Genomic DNA, 13,368 nt, shown 5'->3' with positions numbered 1-13,368 from the left:
TTCACGGACTCCTGGAACCTCTGAGATGGACTCGGGTCAGTGGTTGGGCGTCGTTGAGCTGCTGACAATGCGCCTAACCGGCGAGTGCGGTGGTCTTTCCGCTGAGTCATGGGCCACTTGTTCAAGAGCTCTCGCATACGCTCTCGAAGCGGCGGTGGCCTCTGGTTCGATCGATCACCACGAGACAGTGATTCGCCGCCTGAATCTCTCTGCCGCTCTACTGCAGCGCGTTTCGCCGAATGTGGAGGTTGATATCCTTGATCCGAATCGCGTGATAGAGATATTTCTCGGTGAGATTTCGATGTCGGCCGAAGAGGCCCGAGATGTCTCAATCGATTGGCGAAGTCGTGATATTGCGGATATTCGTCGGCTCAGGACTGCAAAGGGTCTGGTGTGGCCTACGCTCCTCGCCATGCATGCTGCTTTTGGAGATGAATTCGATCCACGCCTGAAGGCATGGGAAGTGGTATTTCCGTCACTTCCATGAGTGGTTGATCCCAGAAGCCCGCCAGAACGAATTCTGGCGGGCTTCTGGTCGTCTGACGGCAACGGTTGACGGCAACGTCAGTGGACGGGTGCTGCACAAAGCGGCGGATCGTCGCCGTCGTCGGGTCGGATGGTGGGCTGGGCGGGGTCGCGGAGGGCGTTGCCGAGGAGGTCTATGGCGTCGCGCTGGAGGCGGAGTCGGACGTGGGCGTAAACGGTGGCGGTTACACCGATGTGGGCGTGGCCGAGGAGTTCCTTGATGACGACGAGTTCGACGCCCTGTACCAGGAGGCGGGTGGCCGCCGAGTGGCGGAGGTCGTGGAAGCGGATGCGGCGGAGCCCGGCCCGGCGGAGCAGCGCGGTGAAGTGGCGGGTGAGGGTAGCTCCCTCGATCGGGGCGCCGTTGGGCCGGGTGAACACGTAGCCGCTGTCCTTCCAGGCCGCCCCCGCCGCTTGGCGCTCCTGGCACTGCCGGTCGCGGTGGAGTCCGAGTGAGCGCACGCACGGCGTCGGCAGGGCGATCCGCCGCTCGGAGCTCTGGGTCTTGGTGAGCAGGGCGGTCAGGCCGCCGCTGTTGGTGCGTTGGAGGGTGCGGCGGATGCTGGCGGTTCCGCCGGCCAGGTCGAGGTCTTCCCAGCGCAGGCCGAGGAGTTCGCCCTTGCGGAGTCCGGTGCGCAGGGCGAGTTCGAGCAGTGTGCTCAGCCGGTGCCCGTCCGTGGCGGTGAGGAACGCTCGGGCTTCTTCGGCGGTGAGGGGTTCGAAGCGGCGGGGGCGGGGTGTGCCCATGCGGACGTTGCGGGCGACGTTGCGCGGGATCTCCTCCTCTCGGATGGCGTGTTCCAGGGCTGACTTGAGGACGGAGTGGACGTAGGCCAAGGTCAGCGGGGAGAGCCGCTTGCCGCAGCACTTTCCGATGGCGCAGCATTGGGGCTGGTCGCGGGCGGTGTCGAGGCCGCGTGCGCAGCACTGGCAGGTGGTGCGGAGTTGGTCGAGCCAGGTGCGGACGTCCTTGGCGGTGAGCTTGGAGAGCTTCTTCTTGCCAAGGCCGGGGATGAGATAGAGGCGGGTGCAGGCGGTGTAGCGGGTGTGGGTGTTCTCGCGGAGCCGGTGGACGGCGACGGTCTCCAGCCAGTAGGTGAGGAACGCACCAACGGTGCCCTGGGCCGTGGGGGCGGGTATGCCGCGGTTGCTGGTGGCGATCTTCCCGGTCAGCTGGGCCAGCGCCTCCTTGCGGGTGCTCCCGTAGACGCGGATGCGCTTGCGGGTGTCGCCGACGGCCAGGACGTATCCGGCGGCTTCCCAACGGCCGTCCTTGCGCTGGTAGACGGTGCCGTCACCGTTGGCGCGGACCCTGCGAGAAGTGGTGCTGGTGCTGGGGGCGGGGTTGGCTTCGGAGCTGGTCATCAGGCTGCCTCTGCGAGTTGCTGGTGGACGAGGGCGGTCAGAGTGTGAGCGGGGATGCGGCGGGCGCGGCCGATGGTGATCGAGGCCAGCCGCCGGGTGCGGATGAGGTCGTAGACGGTGGAGCGGCTGATCTTTAGGCGTGCCATGACCTCGGGAACGGTGAGGAGTTCGGCCTCGGCGGTCACGCGATCGCCCCCGACTGGATAGTGGTGGTCAGCGGGTCGGTGGTGTGACCGGCCGGGTCACCGGCGCGCCGTGCCTGCCGGGGGCGGTTCGGTTGTTCGGTGCGGGGGCGCGGTGTGGTGGACAGGAGGTCAGCGAGGTGGGCGAGTTCGGGTAGGAGGCCGGTTCCCGCGTACTGCCAGTGCGAGATCACCAGGGTCGTGTCCGGGCCGCCGGATCGCCTGTCCTTCGGGCGGTGACCTGCGCGGTGACCGGGGCCGGGGTCGGTGTGACCGGCGGTCAGGTCAGCGCGGTCCTCGCGGTCACTGCGGCGGCCAGTGACCGGCTGGCCCTCACCGGTCGGTTCCTGTCCGGCGTGTCGGGCGACAGTGGCCGGGTCGAGCGGCGTCGAGGCAGAGATGGCGTCATGTTGGCGGCCGCGCCGGGTGGTGCGTTCTGCTCGGAGGTGGGTGAGGGTGGTGGAGTAGTGGCGGGTGCGGGTGGAGAAGTGGCCTCGGAAGCCGAGCATGTGGGCCCACTGGCGCAGGCGGAGGTGGGCGTGCTGAGGCTGGGTGCCGAGGTGCCAGGCGGTGTGGATCATGCGGCGGGCGTGGTCGGTGAGGTCGTGCTGGGCGAGTTCGGCCAGGAGGCGCAGTCGGCGGTCGAGAGTGCCGGTGGTGGTCTCGGCGCCCTTGGTGGCGTACTTGGCGATGTAGGCGGCGACGTGGCGGTCGGTGACGGGGATGTCGCCGGTGAAGTCGGTACTGCGGATCGCGCGGACGTCGATCTGCCGCCCGAGGCGGAACACCGTGGGCTCTGCCGACTGTGCCGTGTCGGCCTCCCCAGCCCGGGATGGGTGTTGGTGTTGGACGCGAGTGCGGTTCGCGGCTGCGCGGATGGCGTGGTCGAGGAGCTGGGTGGTGGCCCAGGTGGGTGGGGTGCTGTTGGGGCCGGTGGGTCCGTCGATGCGGATGACGGTGTGGAAGTGGATCTGGCCGCGCTTTTGGTATTCGGCGACCTTGGCGTAGGAGAGCGTGGCGTGGTGGCGCAGGGTGCGTTGGGTCAGTCCGGCGGCCTTGGCGATCTCGCGGCGCAGGTGGGTGGTGAAGCGGGCCCACAGAGCGGGTGCGTGGGCGTTCCACAGCACCGCGCCGGTGTAGTCGTACCGCTCAGGGTTCAGCGGGGTGCCGAGGAGCGGGTCGCCGTCGGCGTGCCGGGTGCCGCAGGTGCACGGGGTGGTGCCGGGTTGGTTGTGGACGGGGCCGAAGCCGGGGGCGGTGAGGGTGGCGAAGACGCGGGGGTGGCTGGCGACGGTTGTGGGGATGGTCTTGCCGCCGCGTAGTCCGGCGGCGATGAGCTGGTAGGTGTCGTAGCGGTAGAGGGTGGAGCAGGCAGGGCAGCGGGTGGCGCGGCGGTTGCCGCAGCGAACCAGGAGTTCGCCGGCGGGGAGGAGGCGGGTGTCGAGGCGGTCGAGGATCTGGCCGGTGGCGGTGTCCAGGCGGGTGCGGTGTCCGGTCATCCGGATCGGGCGGGCGCAGCCGCCCAGGGAGCCGATCTGCCGGGCCAGGGGCGCGAGGTATCCGGCGGCGGCGAGCTTGGCCAGCCTGGCAGTCAGCCGCGCCCGGAGTTCCAGCGCGGAGTTCCTGTTTGCGGACGTGTCGGGGTGGTGGTGAGCGCCGGTGCGGCGAACGCCGCGCTGGCGGGAGTGGAAGTGGTTGCGGGGGTGCGGAGTTGGAGCTGCGCGGGCATGGGGACAGACCTCCGGCAGGAGCCGGGGGAAGAGGAGAGGCGATTGAGGGGCGCCCCGGGTGATCGGCGCACGTGGGCACGGTGCGCGTGACGGCGGGCGTGGGTGGTGGGCCGGGGACGTCTGGCCTGATCAGCGGTGGTGCTCACCAGCGGTGCGTGAAGGTAGCATCGCTTCAAGCGCGCATTCAAGTGCATCCCTCCTCATCTGTTTCGGTGGCCGGTGGGGACGCGAGTACTGTGGCCCCGGTCTTCCGTTGTGGACAGGCCGGATTTCGGTGGTAGAGGCGCAGAGAATGCGGGGTGACCTGCGGTGACGGTGGGGCGGCGGGGGCGCAGACCGGCGGGCGGCACGGTGCTGCTGACGTTCGAGGTCATCGCCGAGGCCCTGCGGGAACGGATCCGCTCCGGCGGGCTGAAGCCGGGGGACGCGCTGCCGACGCAGGCCGTGCTGATGGCGGAGTACGGGGCCTCCAGCCTGTCCGTGCAGAAGGCCATGGCCCTGCTGAAGCAGGACGGCTACGCGATCTCCCGCCCCGGCAAGGGAGCCTTCGTCGCCCACCCCGACGCCCGCCTCGCCACCGACGCCGACACCGGTGACCCGGAGGTAGGGAACGCGCCTGTGGGCGGGACGGCGGCTCGCGTCGAGGCGCTGGAGCTGGCGCTTGCCGAGGCGCTTAAACAGCTCACCGCCCTGCGTGGCCGCGTCGAAGCCCTGGAGCTGAGCGGCACGCACCGCGAATGACCTGGGGATATCCGCTCGCCGGTCACTGGGTCGGGTGACATTCCCGGCGCTCGGCGCTTCGCGTACGTGACCCGGATAGGGTCGGCTCGGGTCCAGAGCCCCACCGGGACGGCGGCCGTGTCGACGCCTGTGGCGCCGGGGAGGCAGACTGGTCGGGTAGGGGCAGAGACAGGGAGGTGGCCATGTCGGTGCAGTCCGTCCATATGGAAGGCGCGGGCGATCCGGTGCCGCGCAACGCGGAGGGGATCGCTGCGGCGCTGTCCGGGGCGCGGCGGATGGAGTTCTACCGCGAGCTGCTGGCGGCGGCTCCACAGGAGGCAGAGGCAGTCCTGCGGCACTGGTGGTGCGAGGCGGTGCTTGACGCCGACCAGACCCATGGGGATCAGCTCGCCGCTGCCGCCCTCGCCGGCACGCTGCCCCTGACAAGCGTGGCCGACGCGATCGAGGCCCGGCGTGCGGCGGGGCTGCCCGTTGAGTGACTCCGGAACTCCGTACGACGACGAGGACGGGGTGGACGACGACGGGTGGCCTTGCTACCTGTCCCCGGAGGTCGAGGCCCTGTTTCAGGACCCGGCCGTGACCGGCGAGGTCTTCAGCGCCATCGTCTCCGCCAGCGCGCTGATCAACACCACGCGCGGCCTGGTGCCCGGCAGCACGGCCTCCGACCGCTGGCCCCAGCAGCGGCGCATCCCACCGGGGTCCGGTGGCTCCCTCGGCGTCGCCGAGTACGTGGTCGTCGCCGCCGCCCCCGAACCCCACTGCGTCATCACGCGCGTCCAGCTCTACTGACCGCCCCTCCCCTGCGGGCTCCCAACCCCACCGTGCCAGCCGTGGGTGTGCGTCCAGATTTTCTCTACGCGGTTCGAGGAGGCCCTCCCCGTGCACCACATCGCCCCGGCTGCTCACCGACCTGCTCCCATCACCCGTGGGCGCTCTACCTCATTCCGGTGATCCTCGGCCGGACCGCTGTCCTGGCAGGTGCCCCGCGCGCGAGCATGGCTGTCATGACCACTCCCGTACCCGAGGCGTTCCTGTCCGTCGACGTGACCGACCACTCCCGCGCCGAGCTCGCCGACGTCCTGGACAAGCTGCTCGACCTGCTCCCCACCGAATTCCGTGGCCGGGGCCCCGGTGCGACCGTGCTGCGCCTGGACGATCCCGAGTACGGGGTGGTGGGCCCCACGGTCGTCATCCAGCTCGACCAGCTCGACCCGATCGTGGCGATGCTCGCCGAGCTGCTGCCCGACCGGTAGCCGGAGAGCTGGCCTGGCGGCGCCTTGTGGGTGCCCGCCGGCCGCCCCTCAGCTCTCCCCGCCCCGGCCGTGACGGCGCCTGTCCCTTCCGTACCGCCGAGTACGGGCGGCAGCCGGGCCGGCGTCGCGGACACCGGAACCGTTGGGGCGGGCCGCGGAGTGCTTCGCCCCCGCACCCGTGACCAGCGCCCGGATGCGCTGGACCATCCGGCTGCCGCCCGCCCTGCGCCGCCGGATCCGCCGTCCGGGCCGTGGCCGGCCCAGCCGTCGGCCCGGTCGGCGGTGGGGACGGGAACGGCGTGTGATCGTTCATGACCGGTCAACGCGCTCTCGGCGGGTCGGGGCACGCCAGGCCGGGGCGCGGAGCACTTCGTGTGCCCCGGACGCCATGCGCCTTCGTTTGGCATGTTCGTGGCCGAGGTATCGCAGGGGTCAAAGGCCTGGTCCTCGCCGATACGCGGGTCTGGCATTCCCGGCAGGGCCGGCCCACCACAGCATTCCTGGGCCGCCCGGCAGAGCGGTCGTGCCCGCGCGGCCGGCCTCCCACCGGCCGGGGCTCCGCGGAACGCCCCCAGCCTCCGCCTTCGGCAGGCCACCGCCGGCGAGGGCGTCATCCCCCTCGCCTGACGACGCGCCCGGCCCGCGAGGGTGTTCCCCGAGAACACCCCGCGGGTCGCGTTCCACGGCATGACAGCACGGCCCCGCCCCGCCGCGGGCGACGCGGCGACGGGGCGGGGCCGAGATCGGGTGGTGGTCGGTCCGTCAGAGGCGAGTCAGCGGATCTCCACGCCGTCGTCCAGGCTCTTTCTCAGCGCCAGGATCGCCGTCATCGGGACGCTGAGCTGGAGCCTGTCCGCGACGATCCCGGCCGCCCGGCCGACCGGCTCGCCGGTGAACGCGGCCGAGAACTGGCCCAACAGCGCGACCGCCGCCTCCAGCAGTGTCTCGTCCACCCGGACGCTCTTCGAGTCGTTCCCGGGTACCGCCGGAAGCCGTTCCAGCAAAGCGGCGAGCTGATCCCGCTCACCCCGGTCAAGTGCGGTCGTCATACACACAACACTCGGCAGCCCGCCGAAGACCCGCAACGCGACCGCGCCCAACCGAAGCACACCCCCACCCCGCCCTGGCCGCCGACCGTGCGGATCGCCGTCGTCGCCCCCGAGGACCCGTCGCACGCCGCGCGGTAGAAGCCGGGCCGGCGGGCCTTCGCCCGCTACGCTGCTGCCGGTGCCCGCCGGACCCCGAGACGCACAATCCGGGCCAACACCGGCGGGCACCGCGCCGCCGCCGGCCTGGGGCAGGCGCCGCAGGTGGGTGACCGGGCGGGCAAGGCCAGCGAACGCGGGCAGGGCGTCCAGGATGTACGGCACTCCGCGCACGATGATCCGCGCCGAGCGGCGCCCCGCAGGGCAGGCCGGTGGTAGGGGCGGGGCGAAGGGACGGAGGCGGGTCGATGGCCGGCCGTTCGGCGCAGCACGTGGCGCGGCTGCGCGCCGCGCTCGCGGTGCTGGGCGTCGACTGGCGCCCGGACGCGGTCGCCGACGACCACACCCGCGCGGTGATGCTGGCCACCGCGCTGCTCGGCGCCGCCGAGGCGCACCTGGTCGGCGCGGAGTTGGATGCGGCGGAGCAGGCCAGCGCCGACATCGAGGCGCTGCGCTCGGCGTACGGGCCGGTGCGAGCCGAGGTGGTCGCGGCCGCGGTGCCGGATCCGGAGAACCTGGACCGGCTGCTGCTCGTTCTGCGCACCAGCCTGCTGCTCGGCGACCTCGGCCGGCGGCCGGCCCGGATGAGCGGCACCCGGACATCGAGGCCCTGGCCGCGGCGCGGGACGCGGTGGCCGCCGCGTCCGCCCTGCTCGCCTACCACTTCGCCCCGACGCTCGATCCCGGGCCGGGGCGCCCGGATCCCCAGGGTCGCTGATGCTGGCGTTCGGGCTGTTCGCCCAGGCTGCCGGCCGCCTCACCCTGGATCGCCGAGGAAGGCCCACAGGGCGGGGACTGATCCCCGGCCCGGGATACTGCCGGACCGTGCCCGGCGGGCCGCCGGCGCTGCCAGACCGTGATCATGAGTCCGGCCGCCGCCCGCTCTACCGCCCGTTCCCCGAGCCCGCCACCGACACCCCCGTTCAGCCGTCCGGCGGGGCGCGGCCGCTCGCGGTGGAGCGGGCCCCGTTCCTGGAACCGCCCGCGGCCGACCCCCGCCGGCCGCGCCGGGTGCGCGCCGCCGGCGCGGTCCCGGGCGCCTCGCCGTCGCCCCGGAGACCCGGGGCTGACCGCCTTCACGGCCGGCGGTGCCCGGGATCCTGGGTCAGGGCCGGGTGGCGAGCAGCCGGGGTACGCGGCTGGCTTTGGCGAGCCAGTCGGCGACGTCCTGGTCGATGTAGCCGACCAGGTCCAGTACCTCCTGGTGGGCCTCGGCGAGGGTGAGGCGCCGGATCCCGCCACCACGCAGGCCCTGGCCGGGCAGGGGCACGCCGTCGATGAGCGGCTCGTGGTGGGCGGCGCGGTTGCGCGGGGCCCGCATGCGGCTGGCGCTCTCGTGGACGGTGGCCCGCTTGCCGTTGCCGTGCGGGAACGCCTTGTAGAGGGCCTTGCGCCACAGGGTGGAGTCGTAGTCGACCCGCTTGAGCATCGGCCCCTCTCCGCGGGTGCCGCCGCGGTCGAGGAGGTTGACCCAGCAACCGAGCATCGTGTTCGCCACGACCTTGCCCGCCGGGACGTTCCTCACGGTCTTCTCCACCGGCGTTCCGGTGGCGGGGTCCTTGGGCATGGTGATGCCGGTCCACGCGGAACGGATGTCCCTCGCGGTGCGGTCGTCGAACAGCTCGGCCTTGGAGTACCAGAGCGGGCCGAACGCCGCGGTGAGCTGGTCGTTCATTGCGTTGCGCAGAACGACCTCGGCGAGTGCGACGGTCTCCGCGCACGCGCCGGTGACCTGGATGTTCCACAGGTACAGGGCCATGGCCTGCTGCTTGGTGGAGGCATGGGCGAGGTAGGGGGCGAGCCCGGGGCTGGAGACGAGCCGTGTCAGCGGGCCGAGCTGCTGCGGTGTCGGTTAAACATGCACCAGCATTCGCCATCATGGATCCAGATTCCCCGGTACAGCCTCTGACTTAGGTCATGCGACCGGGGTAAGACTTTGAATCACAGGCCCCAACCGTAACGGACGCTGTTGGTAAATTCCGCCCCGTTGGATTTCATCCAGCGGGGCGGAGTGCTGCGAAGGGTGAGACGCGGGTTCGGGCGAGGGGTCTCCCGGTGAGCCAGGCGTCGAGGCGGGCGAGGTTGATGGCCGCGCCGGTGAAGTGGTGCTGCAGTTGGGTCTTGGCGAGGCCGCGGTAACGGGATCTACGCAGGTCGAAGGCCTGGACGGCTTGGGAGATGGTGCCCTCGACGCCGGCGCGGTGTCCGTAGCGGCGGCGCCAGTGGTCGGTCTCCTGCTCGATGCGGGCCTGGCGAAGGATGTCGTGCTCGGCTTTCGGTCTCAAGGTGAGATTGCGGCCGGTCCTGGCGTTGGTGCACGAGGTCCGTAGTTCGCAGGGGTCGCAGTGCCGGCCCGCGAAGCGGACACGGGTGACCGAGGCGCCCGACTGGCTCCGGGCCTCTCGCCACTGAACGCTGGTCCGTCCGCCCGGGCAGCTCGCCCGGCGGTGGTCCCAGTCGACGGTGAAGTGGGTGTTATCGAAGACCTCTCCGGTCGCCTGGCCCTTCACGGTGGTGGTTCTGACCGGGCCAACCAGATTCAGGCGGTGGTCACGCCGGGCGTGGTGGATCTGCTGGGCGTCCATGTACCCGGCGTCCACCAGGTGCTCGTCCGGCAGGAGTTCGCGCTCGGCCAGGGCGGCGTGGATGTCCTCCAGGACGACGACGTCGGCCACGGGCGCCGCCGTGGTGTGGATGTGGGTGATCAGATGCGGGGCGTCGGGCTCGCAGGTCTCACTCAGGTGGACCTTGTAGCCGGACCAGCCAAGTTCCCGCTTCGCTCCGGTCCGGGCATCGGGCTCGTGCGGAGTGCGTAAGCGGATCAGGCCGGGTGGCAGGTTCGTCAGCTCGCGCCAGCGAACAGCGCCATCGACGTGCTGGAACTGCTGCACCCATGTCTGCCGTAGGACCTCAACGGCGGGCAGGAACCGCAGACCGGGCGGAGCCGCGGCCGAGCAGACGGCCTTCAACAGCACCATGCCGTCGGCACCGCACTGATCACCGTGCTCAACGCGGGCCGCCCACCGGGACGGGAAACGGCTGTCCTCCGGCCGGGCCGAGTAGCGGTCGAACCACTCCGGCGCCGCCACCGCCGCCAGCCAGCCCCCGGCCGCCTCGGCAATCTGGTTCAGCGCCACGCGCAGTGTCTCGACCACGAACTCCAACCGGTTCAAATCCCTGGTCGCGGCCAGCACGTGGGTGGCATCCGTGCGCTGTCGTCCGCCGGGCTTGACCAGCCCGACCTCTCCAGCGGCCCGCAGCACCGCGTCGAACACCGCCCGGCCCGCATCCGCCCCGATCAGCCGGGACCGGAACTCGCTGAGCACCGAGAAATCGAAACCGGTATCGGTCAGCTCCAAGGACAGGGCGTACTTCCAGTCCAGACGCGAGCGGACCGCGTGCGCGGCCTGCCGATCGGTCAAGCCCTCCGCGAACTGCAGGACCGAGACCATGGCCAGCCGTGCCGGTGACAACGCCGGACGCCCCCGCCCCGGGAACAACTCCTTGAACTGAGCATCGGTGAACACTGGCCCGAGCGTGTCCCGCATCCGCATCGCCAGACAGCCCTTCGGAAACACCACCCGAGCGACCCGAGCGGTCTCCTCCGGGATTTCCTCCGGTCCCACCCCACGCAACGACACGAACCCACCCCTGAACACGACGACGGCCTGTACAGCCCCAACGGGGTCGTACAGGCCGTCGTTTTCCCTAATAAGACCTACCGAGGCTCCATCCGGCAGACTCGGTGCCCGGTAGCCGCCGGCAGGTGAGCACTCTCTCTTCCCTGGACATTGAGTCCTGTTGACAGATCGTGCCCCTGCCGGTCGGCCAGGAGCGAAATCGCTGATGGGATGTCGTGCCCGCCCGATTGCGGCGTGAGCACAGCCTTATTGGGTCGCTGATGGTTCTCCTGCGGGCTATTGCCGATCAAGGTTGATGACGGAGGACGAGTTGCTGTTCGTTGGGGACGACTGGGCCCAGGACCACCACGACGTTGAGAGATGGACGCCACGGGCCGCCGGCTGTCCAAGGCTCGGCTGCCGGAGGGCGTAGCGGGGATCGAGCGACTGCACGCGATGATCGGTGCCGAGCTCGGCGAGAACAGCAAGGCCGAGGTGGTGATCGGGATCGAGACCGACCGAGGCCCGTGGGTGCAGGCGCTGATCGCCGCCGGTTACACGGTGTACGCGGTCAACCCACTGCAGGCCTCCCGGTATCGGGAGCGTCTGGCGGTGTCTGGGGCCAAGAGCGACGCGGCCGACGCACACATGCTCGCCGACATGGTGCGCACCGACTCCCACCAGCTCCGCCCGGTTTCCGGGGACACCGCCGACGCCGAAGCGGTCAAGGTGGTGACGCGCATCCACAAGACCCTGATCTGGGAGAGGACCCGCACCACGCAACGGTTGCGGCACGCCCTGCTCGACTACTTCCCCGCCGTCCTGGAGGCGTTCGAAGACCTGGACGCCCCCGACGTCCTCGAACTACTGGCCAAGGCACCTGACCCCGCGACCGCGGCGAAGCTGACGACCACGCAGATCAGTGCGGCCCTCAAGCGCGCCCGTCGGCGCAACATCGCTGACAAGACCACCAGGATCCAGGCCGTACTGCGCGCCAAGCACCTGGGCCAGCCCGCCGCGGTTACTGCGGCCTACGCCGACTCGGTACGCGCGCTCGTCGCGCTGCTGGTCACCTTGAACGAGCAGGTCAACATTCTGCACGGGCAGGTCGAGGCATACTTTGGCCAGCACCCGCACGCCGAGATCATCCGCTCCCAGCCCGGGCTGGGAGCGCTGCTCAGCGCCCGAGTACTCGCGGAATTCGGTGACGACCCTCACCGTTACGCCAGCGCCAAGGCCCGCAAGAACTATGCCGGCACCAGCCCGATCACCCGCGCCTCCGGCAGAAAGAAGGCCGTGACCGCCCGGTACGTCCGCAACGACCGGCTCATCGACGCCCTGATCGCCCAAGCCTTCTGCGCACTGCGGGTCTCCGCCGGAGCCCGGGCCTACTACGAGAAGCAACGAGCCCGCGGCATCGAGTTCAACGCTGCCCTGCGCCAACTCGCCAACCGGCTCGTCGGCATCCTGCACGGCTGCCTGAAGACCGGCACACCGTACGACGAGGCGACCGCCTGGTCCCACCGGGCCCACGCACTCGCCGCTTGATACTCCAGCCCATGGGTCTGTCATGGCCTCCTGCGATGATCGCCGGCAGGGCCGACAGAACCGGAGCAGATCATGGCCGAGCTGGTAGAGCAGGGCGTTGCGCGGGTGGCCGAGAAGATGATGGCGAACGCACCCGATGGATGGACGGAGGCGGTGCTGGTCAGCACCGGAGGTCTGTTTGGCTTCGGCATCTCCGGTCAGTACACCATCGCTGGCGCGGAGCAACGGCCGATCCACCCGTCCGGAATCTTCCAGGACCTGGACGACGTGACGGCGGCGGTGGGCGCGGCCCGTGGCTGGGAGTGCACCAGGCTGGAGATACGGTGCCGGCCGTCCGGGGAGTTCACTCTGGTTGCGTCCCGGGACACCGTCTCCCGGCTTCACGGTGAACGTCCAGGCTTCGTGACCGTCCTGGATCACGGCTACCGGCTGTCCCAGCCGGGTTTCGCCCAGGAGGAGGGCACCGCAGCCCCGGCGGGCGATCCGGACCTGACCATCGCCCGGTTCCGGGCCTATCTGGAGCGGCGTACCGCAATCCTGGGGCACGCCGAAAAGCTGCCACCACCTGTGACCACTGCGGCGCTCGACGACGCCGAGCGCCGACTCGGCCGGCCTCTGCCCGCCGACCTGCGCGCGCTCTACCTGATCGCCGACGGCAGCGGAGACGAAGCGCTCGGCCTCTTCGGCAACCTCGGCTGGATGCCGCTGGCACGCCTGGTCGCCGCCAACGCCGGCCTGAGAGAACCGGTGTGGCCCGGCTGGGAAAGTTCCTGGGACTCCGTCGTGCTCGACGCCGACCCGCTCGACACCATCCGGCGCTGCCACGGGCACCCGGGCTGGCTCCCGTTCGCCACCGCCGATGACGGCAACTACCTGGCGGTCGATATGTCCCCGGCCCGTGCCGGCCGTCCCGGCCAGGTGATCCAGATCGGCCGCGACTACTACGACGGACCTCTCTACGTCTGCGACTCCGTCACCTCACTCCTCGCCCGCTACCTGGAACTGCTGGAGCAAGACGCCTACGAGGTGGAGGAGGACGACGTCGACTACATCGACTTCGTGGAAGGCCCCCGCGAACCCGGCTCCGAACCCGAGCTGCGAACTTGTGACTGAGCGCTTCACTTGGCGGATGAGCGGTTGACTTGGCGAGTTGAGCGCTTGCTGTCGATGACGGCAGCGAGTCGGTCGGCGTGGTCGTC

General features: G+C 70.6%; 13 protein-coding genes and 1 pseudogene. 8 read left to right on the top strand and 6 right to left on the bottom strand.

All coding sequences use genetic code 11. The annotated features are described in order from the left end of the window. Positions 1-25: 25 nt before the first annotated feature. Positions 26-487 (top strand): hypothetical protein, encoded by a 462-nt coding sequence (locus ACFXHB_RS37800; RefSeq protein ID WP_380580437.1) that lies wholly within the window; start codon positions 26-28, stop codon positions 485-487. Positions 488-564: 77 nt separating this feature from the next. Here the strand turns inward: ACFXHB_RS37800 and ACFXHB_RS37795 are convergent, their stop codons facing one another. Genes ACFXHB_RS37795 through ACFXHB_RS37785 form a run of 3 tightly spaced genes read right to left on the bottom strand, consistent with a single transcriptional unit; the run spans position 565 to position 3,571 of the window. After that, positions 565-1,890 (bottom strand): tyrosine-type recombinase/integrase, encoded by a 1,326-nt coding sequence (locus tag ACFXHB_RS37795; protein WP_380580435.1) that lies wholly within the window; start codon positions 1,888-1,890, stop codon positions 565-567. Continuing rightward, positions 1,890-2,075: a helix-turn-helix domain-containing protein gene (locus ACFXHB_RS37790; protein ID WP_380580433.1), complete on the bottom strand. Its 186-nt coding sequence runs from the start codon at positions 2,073-2,075 to the stop codon at positions 1,890-1,892. The genes ACFXHB_RS37795 and ACFXHB_RS37790 overlap by 1 nt, the downstream gene beginning before the upstream one ends. Then, positions 2,072-3,571, bottom strand: coding sequence for a replication initiator (locus ACFXHB_RS37785; RefSeq protein WP_380580431.1), 1,500 nt, complete (start codon positions 3,569-3,571; stop codon positions 2,072-2,074). Before ACFXHB_RS37785 ends, ACFXHB_RS37790 begins: the two co-directional genes overlap by 4 nt. A 540-nt stretch (positions 3,572-4,111) precedes the next feature. Here ACFXHB_RS37785 and ACFXHB_RS37780 point away from each other — a divergent pair. The 4 genes from ACFXHB_RS37780 (at position 4,112) to ACFXHB_RS37765 (ending at position 5,796) form a co-directional block, all read left to right on the top strand. Next, complete coding sequence (locus ACFXHB_RS37780) at positions 4,112-4,543, top strand: winged helix-turn-helix domain-containing protein (protein WP_380580429.1); 432 nt, start codon at positions 4,112-4,114, stop codon at positions 4,541-4,543. A 182-nt stretch (positions 4,544-4,725) separates the two neighbouring features. Further along, positions 4,726-5,022 (top strand): hypothetical protein, encoded by a 297-nt coding sequence (locus tag ACFXHB_RS37775; protein WP_380580427.1) that lies wholly within the window; start codon positions 4,726-4,728, stop codon positions 5,020-5,022. Further along, on the top strand, positions 5,015-5,332 hold the full coding sequence (locus tag ACFXHB_RS37770) for a hypothetical protein (protein ID WP_380580425.1): 318 nt from the start codon (positions 5,015-5,017) through the stop codon (positions 5,330-5,332). The genes ACFXHB_RS37775 and ACFXHB_RS37770 overlap by 8 nt, the downstream gene beginning before the upstream one ends. Before the next feature lie 215 nt (positions 5,333-5,547). Next, a complete protein-coding gene (locus ACFXHB_RS37765; protein WP_380580423.1) occupies positions 5,548-5,796 on the top strand; it encodes a hypothetical protein in 249 nt (82 codons plus the stop codon). A 773-nt stretch (positions 5,797-6,569) separates the two neighbouring features. On the opposite strand, the gene ACFXHB_RS37760 is transcribed toward ACFXHB_RS37765, so the two are convergent. Then, complete coding sequence (locus ACFXHB_RS37760; RefSeq protein ID WP_380580421.1) at positions 6,570-6,845, bottom strand: hypothetical protein; 276 nt, start codon at positions 6,843-6,845, stop codon at positions 6,570-6,572. Positions 6,846-7,249: 404 nt separating this feature from the next. On the opposite strand from ACFXHB_RS37760, the gene ACFXHB_RS37755 reads away from it, so the two are divergent. After that, complete coding sequence (locus ACFXHB_RS37755; protein ID WP_380580419.1) at positions 7,250-7,861, top strand: hypothetical protein; 612 nt, start codon at positions 7,250-7,252, stop codon at positions 7,859-7,861. 245 nt (positions 7,862-8,106) lie between these two features. Here the strand turns inward: ACFXHB_RS37755 and ACFXHB_RS37750 are convergent, their stop codons facing one another. Together ACFXHB_RS37750 and ACFXHB_RS37745 are read right to left on the bottom strand one after the other, a co-directional pair. After that, positions 8,107-8,760 carry a hypothetical protein gene (locus ACFXHB_RS37750; protein WP_380580417.1) on the bottom strand — a complete coding sequence of 218 codons (654 nt, stop codon included), beginning with the start codon at positions 8,758-8,760 and terminating at the stop codon, positions 8,107-8,109. A gap of 235 nt (positions 8,761-8,995) precedes the next feature. Further along, complete coding sequence (locus tag ACFXHB_RS37745; protein ID WP_380580415.1) at positions 8,996-10,642, bottom strand: IS1182 family transposase; 1,647 nt, start codon at positions 10,640-10,642, stop codon at positions 8,996-8,998. 310 nt (positions 10,643-10,952) lie between these two features. Between ACFXHB_RS37745 and ACFXHB_RS37740 the strand changes: the two are divergent. After that, positions 10,953-12,169 (top strand): annotated as a pseudogene (locus tag ACFXHB_RS37740) (IS110 family transposase). 72 nt (positions 12,170-12,241) lie between these two features. Continuing rightward, positions 12,242-13,282 (top strand): SMI1/KNR4 family protein, encoded by a 1,041-nt coding sequence (locus tag ACFXHB_RS37735; protein WP_380580413.1) that lies wholly within the window; start codon positions 12,242-12,244, stop codon positions 13,280-13,282. The last annotated feature ends 86 nt before the right edge of the window (positions 13,283-13,368 follow it).

Source organism: Kitasatospora sp. NPDC059327 (assembly GCF_042752535.1).
Classification (GTDB): domain Bacteria; phylum Actinomycetota; class Actinomycetes; order Streptomycetales; family Streptomycetaceae; genus Kitasatospora.
Note: the sequence above shows the minus strand (reverse complement) of the source record. Positions and strands in the feature narration are given on the sequence as shown.

Excerpts from the sequence above, each read along its gene's own strand:
- ACFXHB_RS37800 (WP_380580437.1), top strand. The coding sequence starts at position 26 with ATGGACTCGGGTCAGTGGTTGGGCGTCGTTGAGCTGCTGACAATGCGC.
- ACFXHB_RS37795 (WP_380580435.1), bottom strand. The coding sequence starts at position 1,890 with ATGACCAGCTCCGAAGCCAACCCCGCCCCCAGCACCAGCACCACTTCT.
- ACFXHB_RS37785 (WP_380580431.1), bottom strand. The coding sequence starts at position 3,571 with ATGACCGGACACCGCACCCGCCTGGACACCGCCACCGGCCAGATCCTC.
- ACFXHB_RS37775 (WP_380580427.1), top strand. The coding sequence starts at position 4,726 with ATGTCGGTGCAGTCCGTCCATATGGAAGGCGCGGGCGATCCGGTGCCG.
- ACFXHB_RS37765 (WP_380580423.1), top strand. The coding sequence starts at position 5,548 with ATGACCACTCCCGTACCCGAGGCGTTCCTGTCCGTCGACGTGACCGAC.
- ACFXHB_RS37760 (WP_380580421.1), bottom strand. The coding sequence starts at position 6,845 with ATGACGACCGCACTTGACCGGGGTGAGCGGGATCAGCTCGCCGCTTTG.
- ACFXHB_RS37755 (WP_380580419.1), top strand. The coding sequence starts at position 7,250 with ATGGCCGGCCGTTCGGCGCAGCACGTGGCGCGGCTGCGCGCCGCGCTC.
- ACFXHB_RS37750 (WP_380580417.1), bottom strand. The coding sequence starts at position 8,760 with ATGGCCCTGTACCTGTGGAACATCCAGGTCACCGGCGCGTGCGCGGAG.
- ACFXHB_RS37735 (WP_380580413.1), top strand. The coding sequence starts at position 12,242 with ATGGCCGAGCTGGTAGAGCAGGGCGTTGCGCGGGTGGCCGAGAAGATG.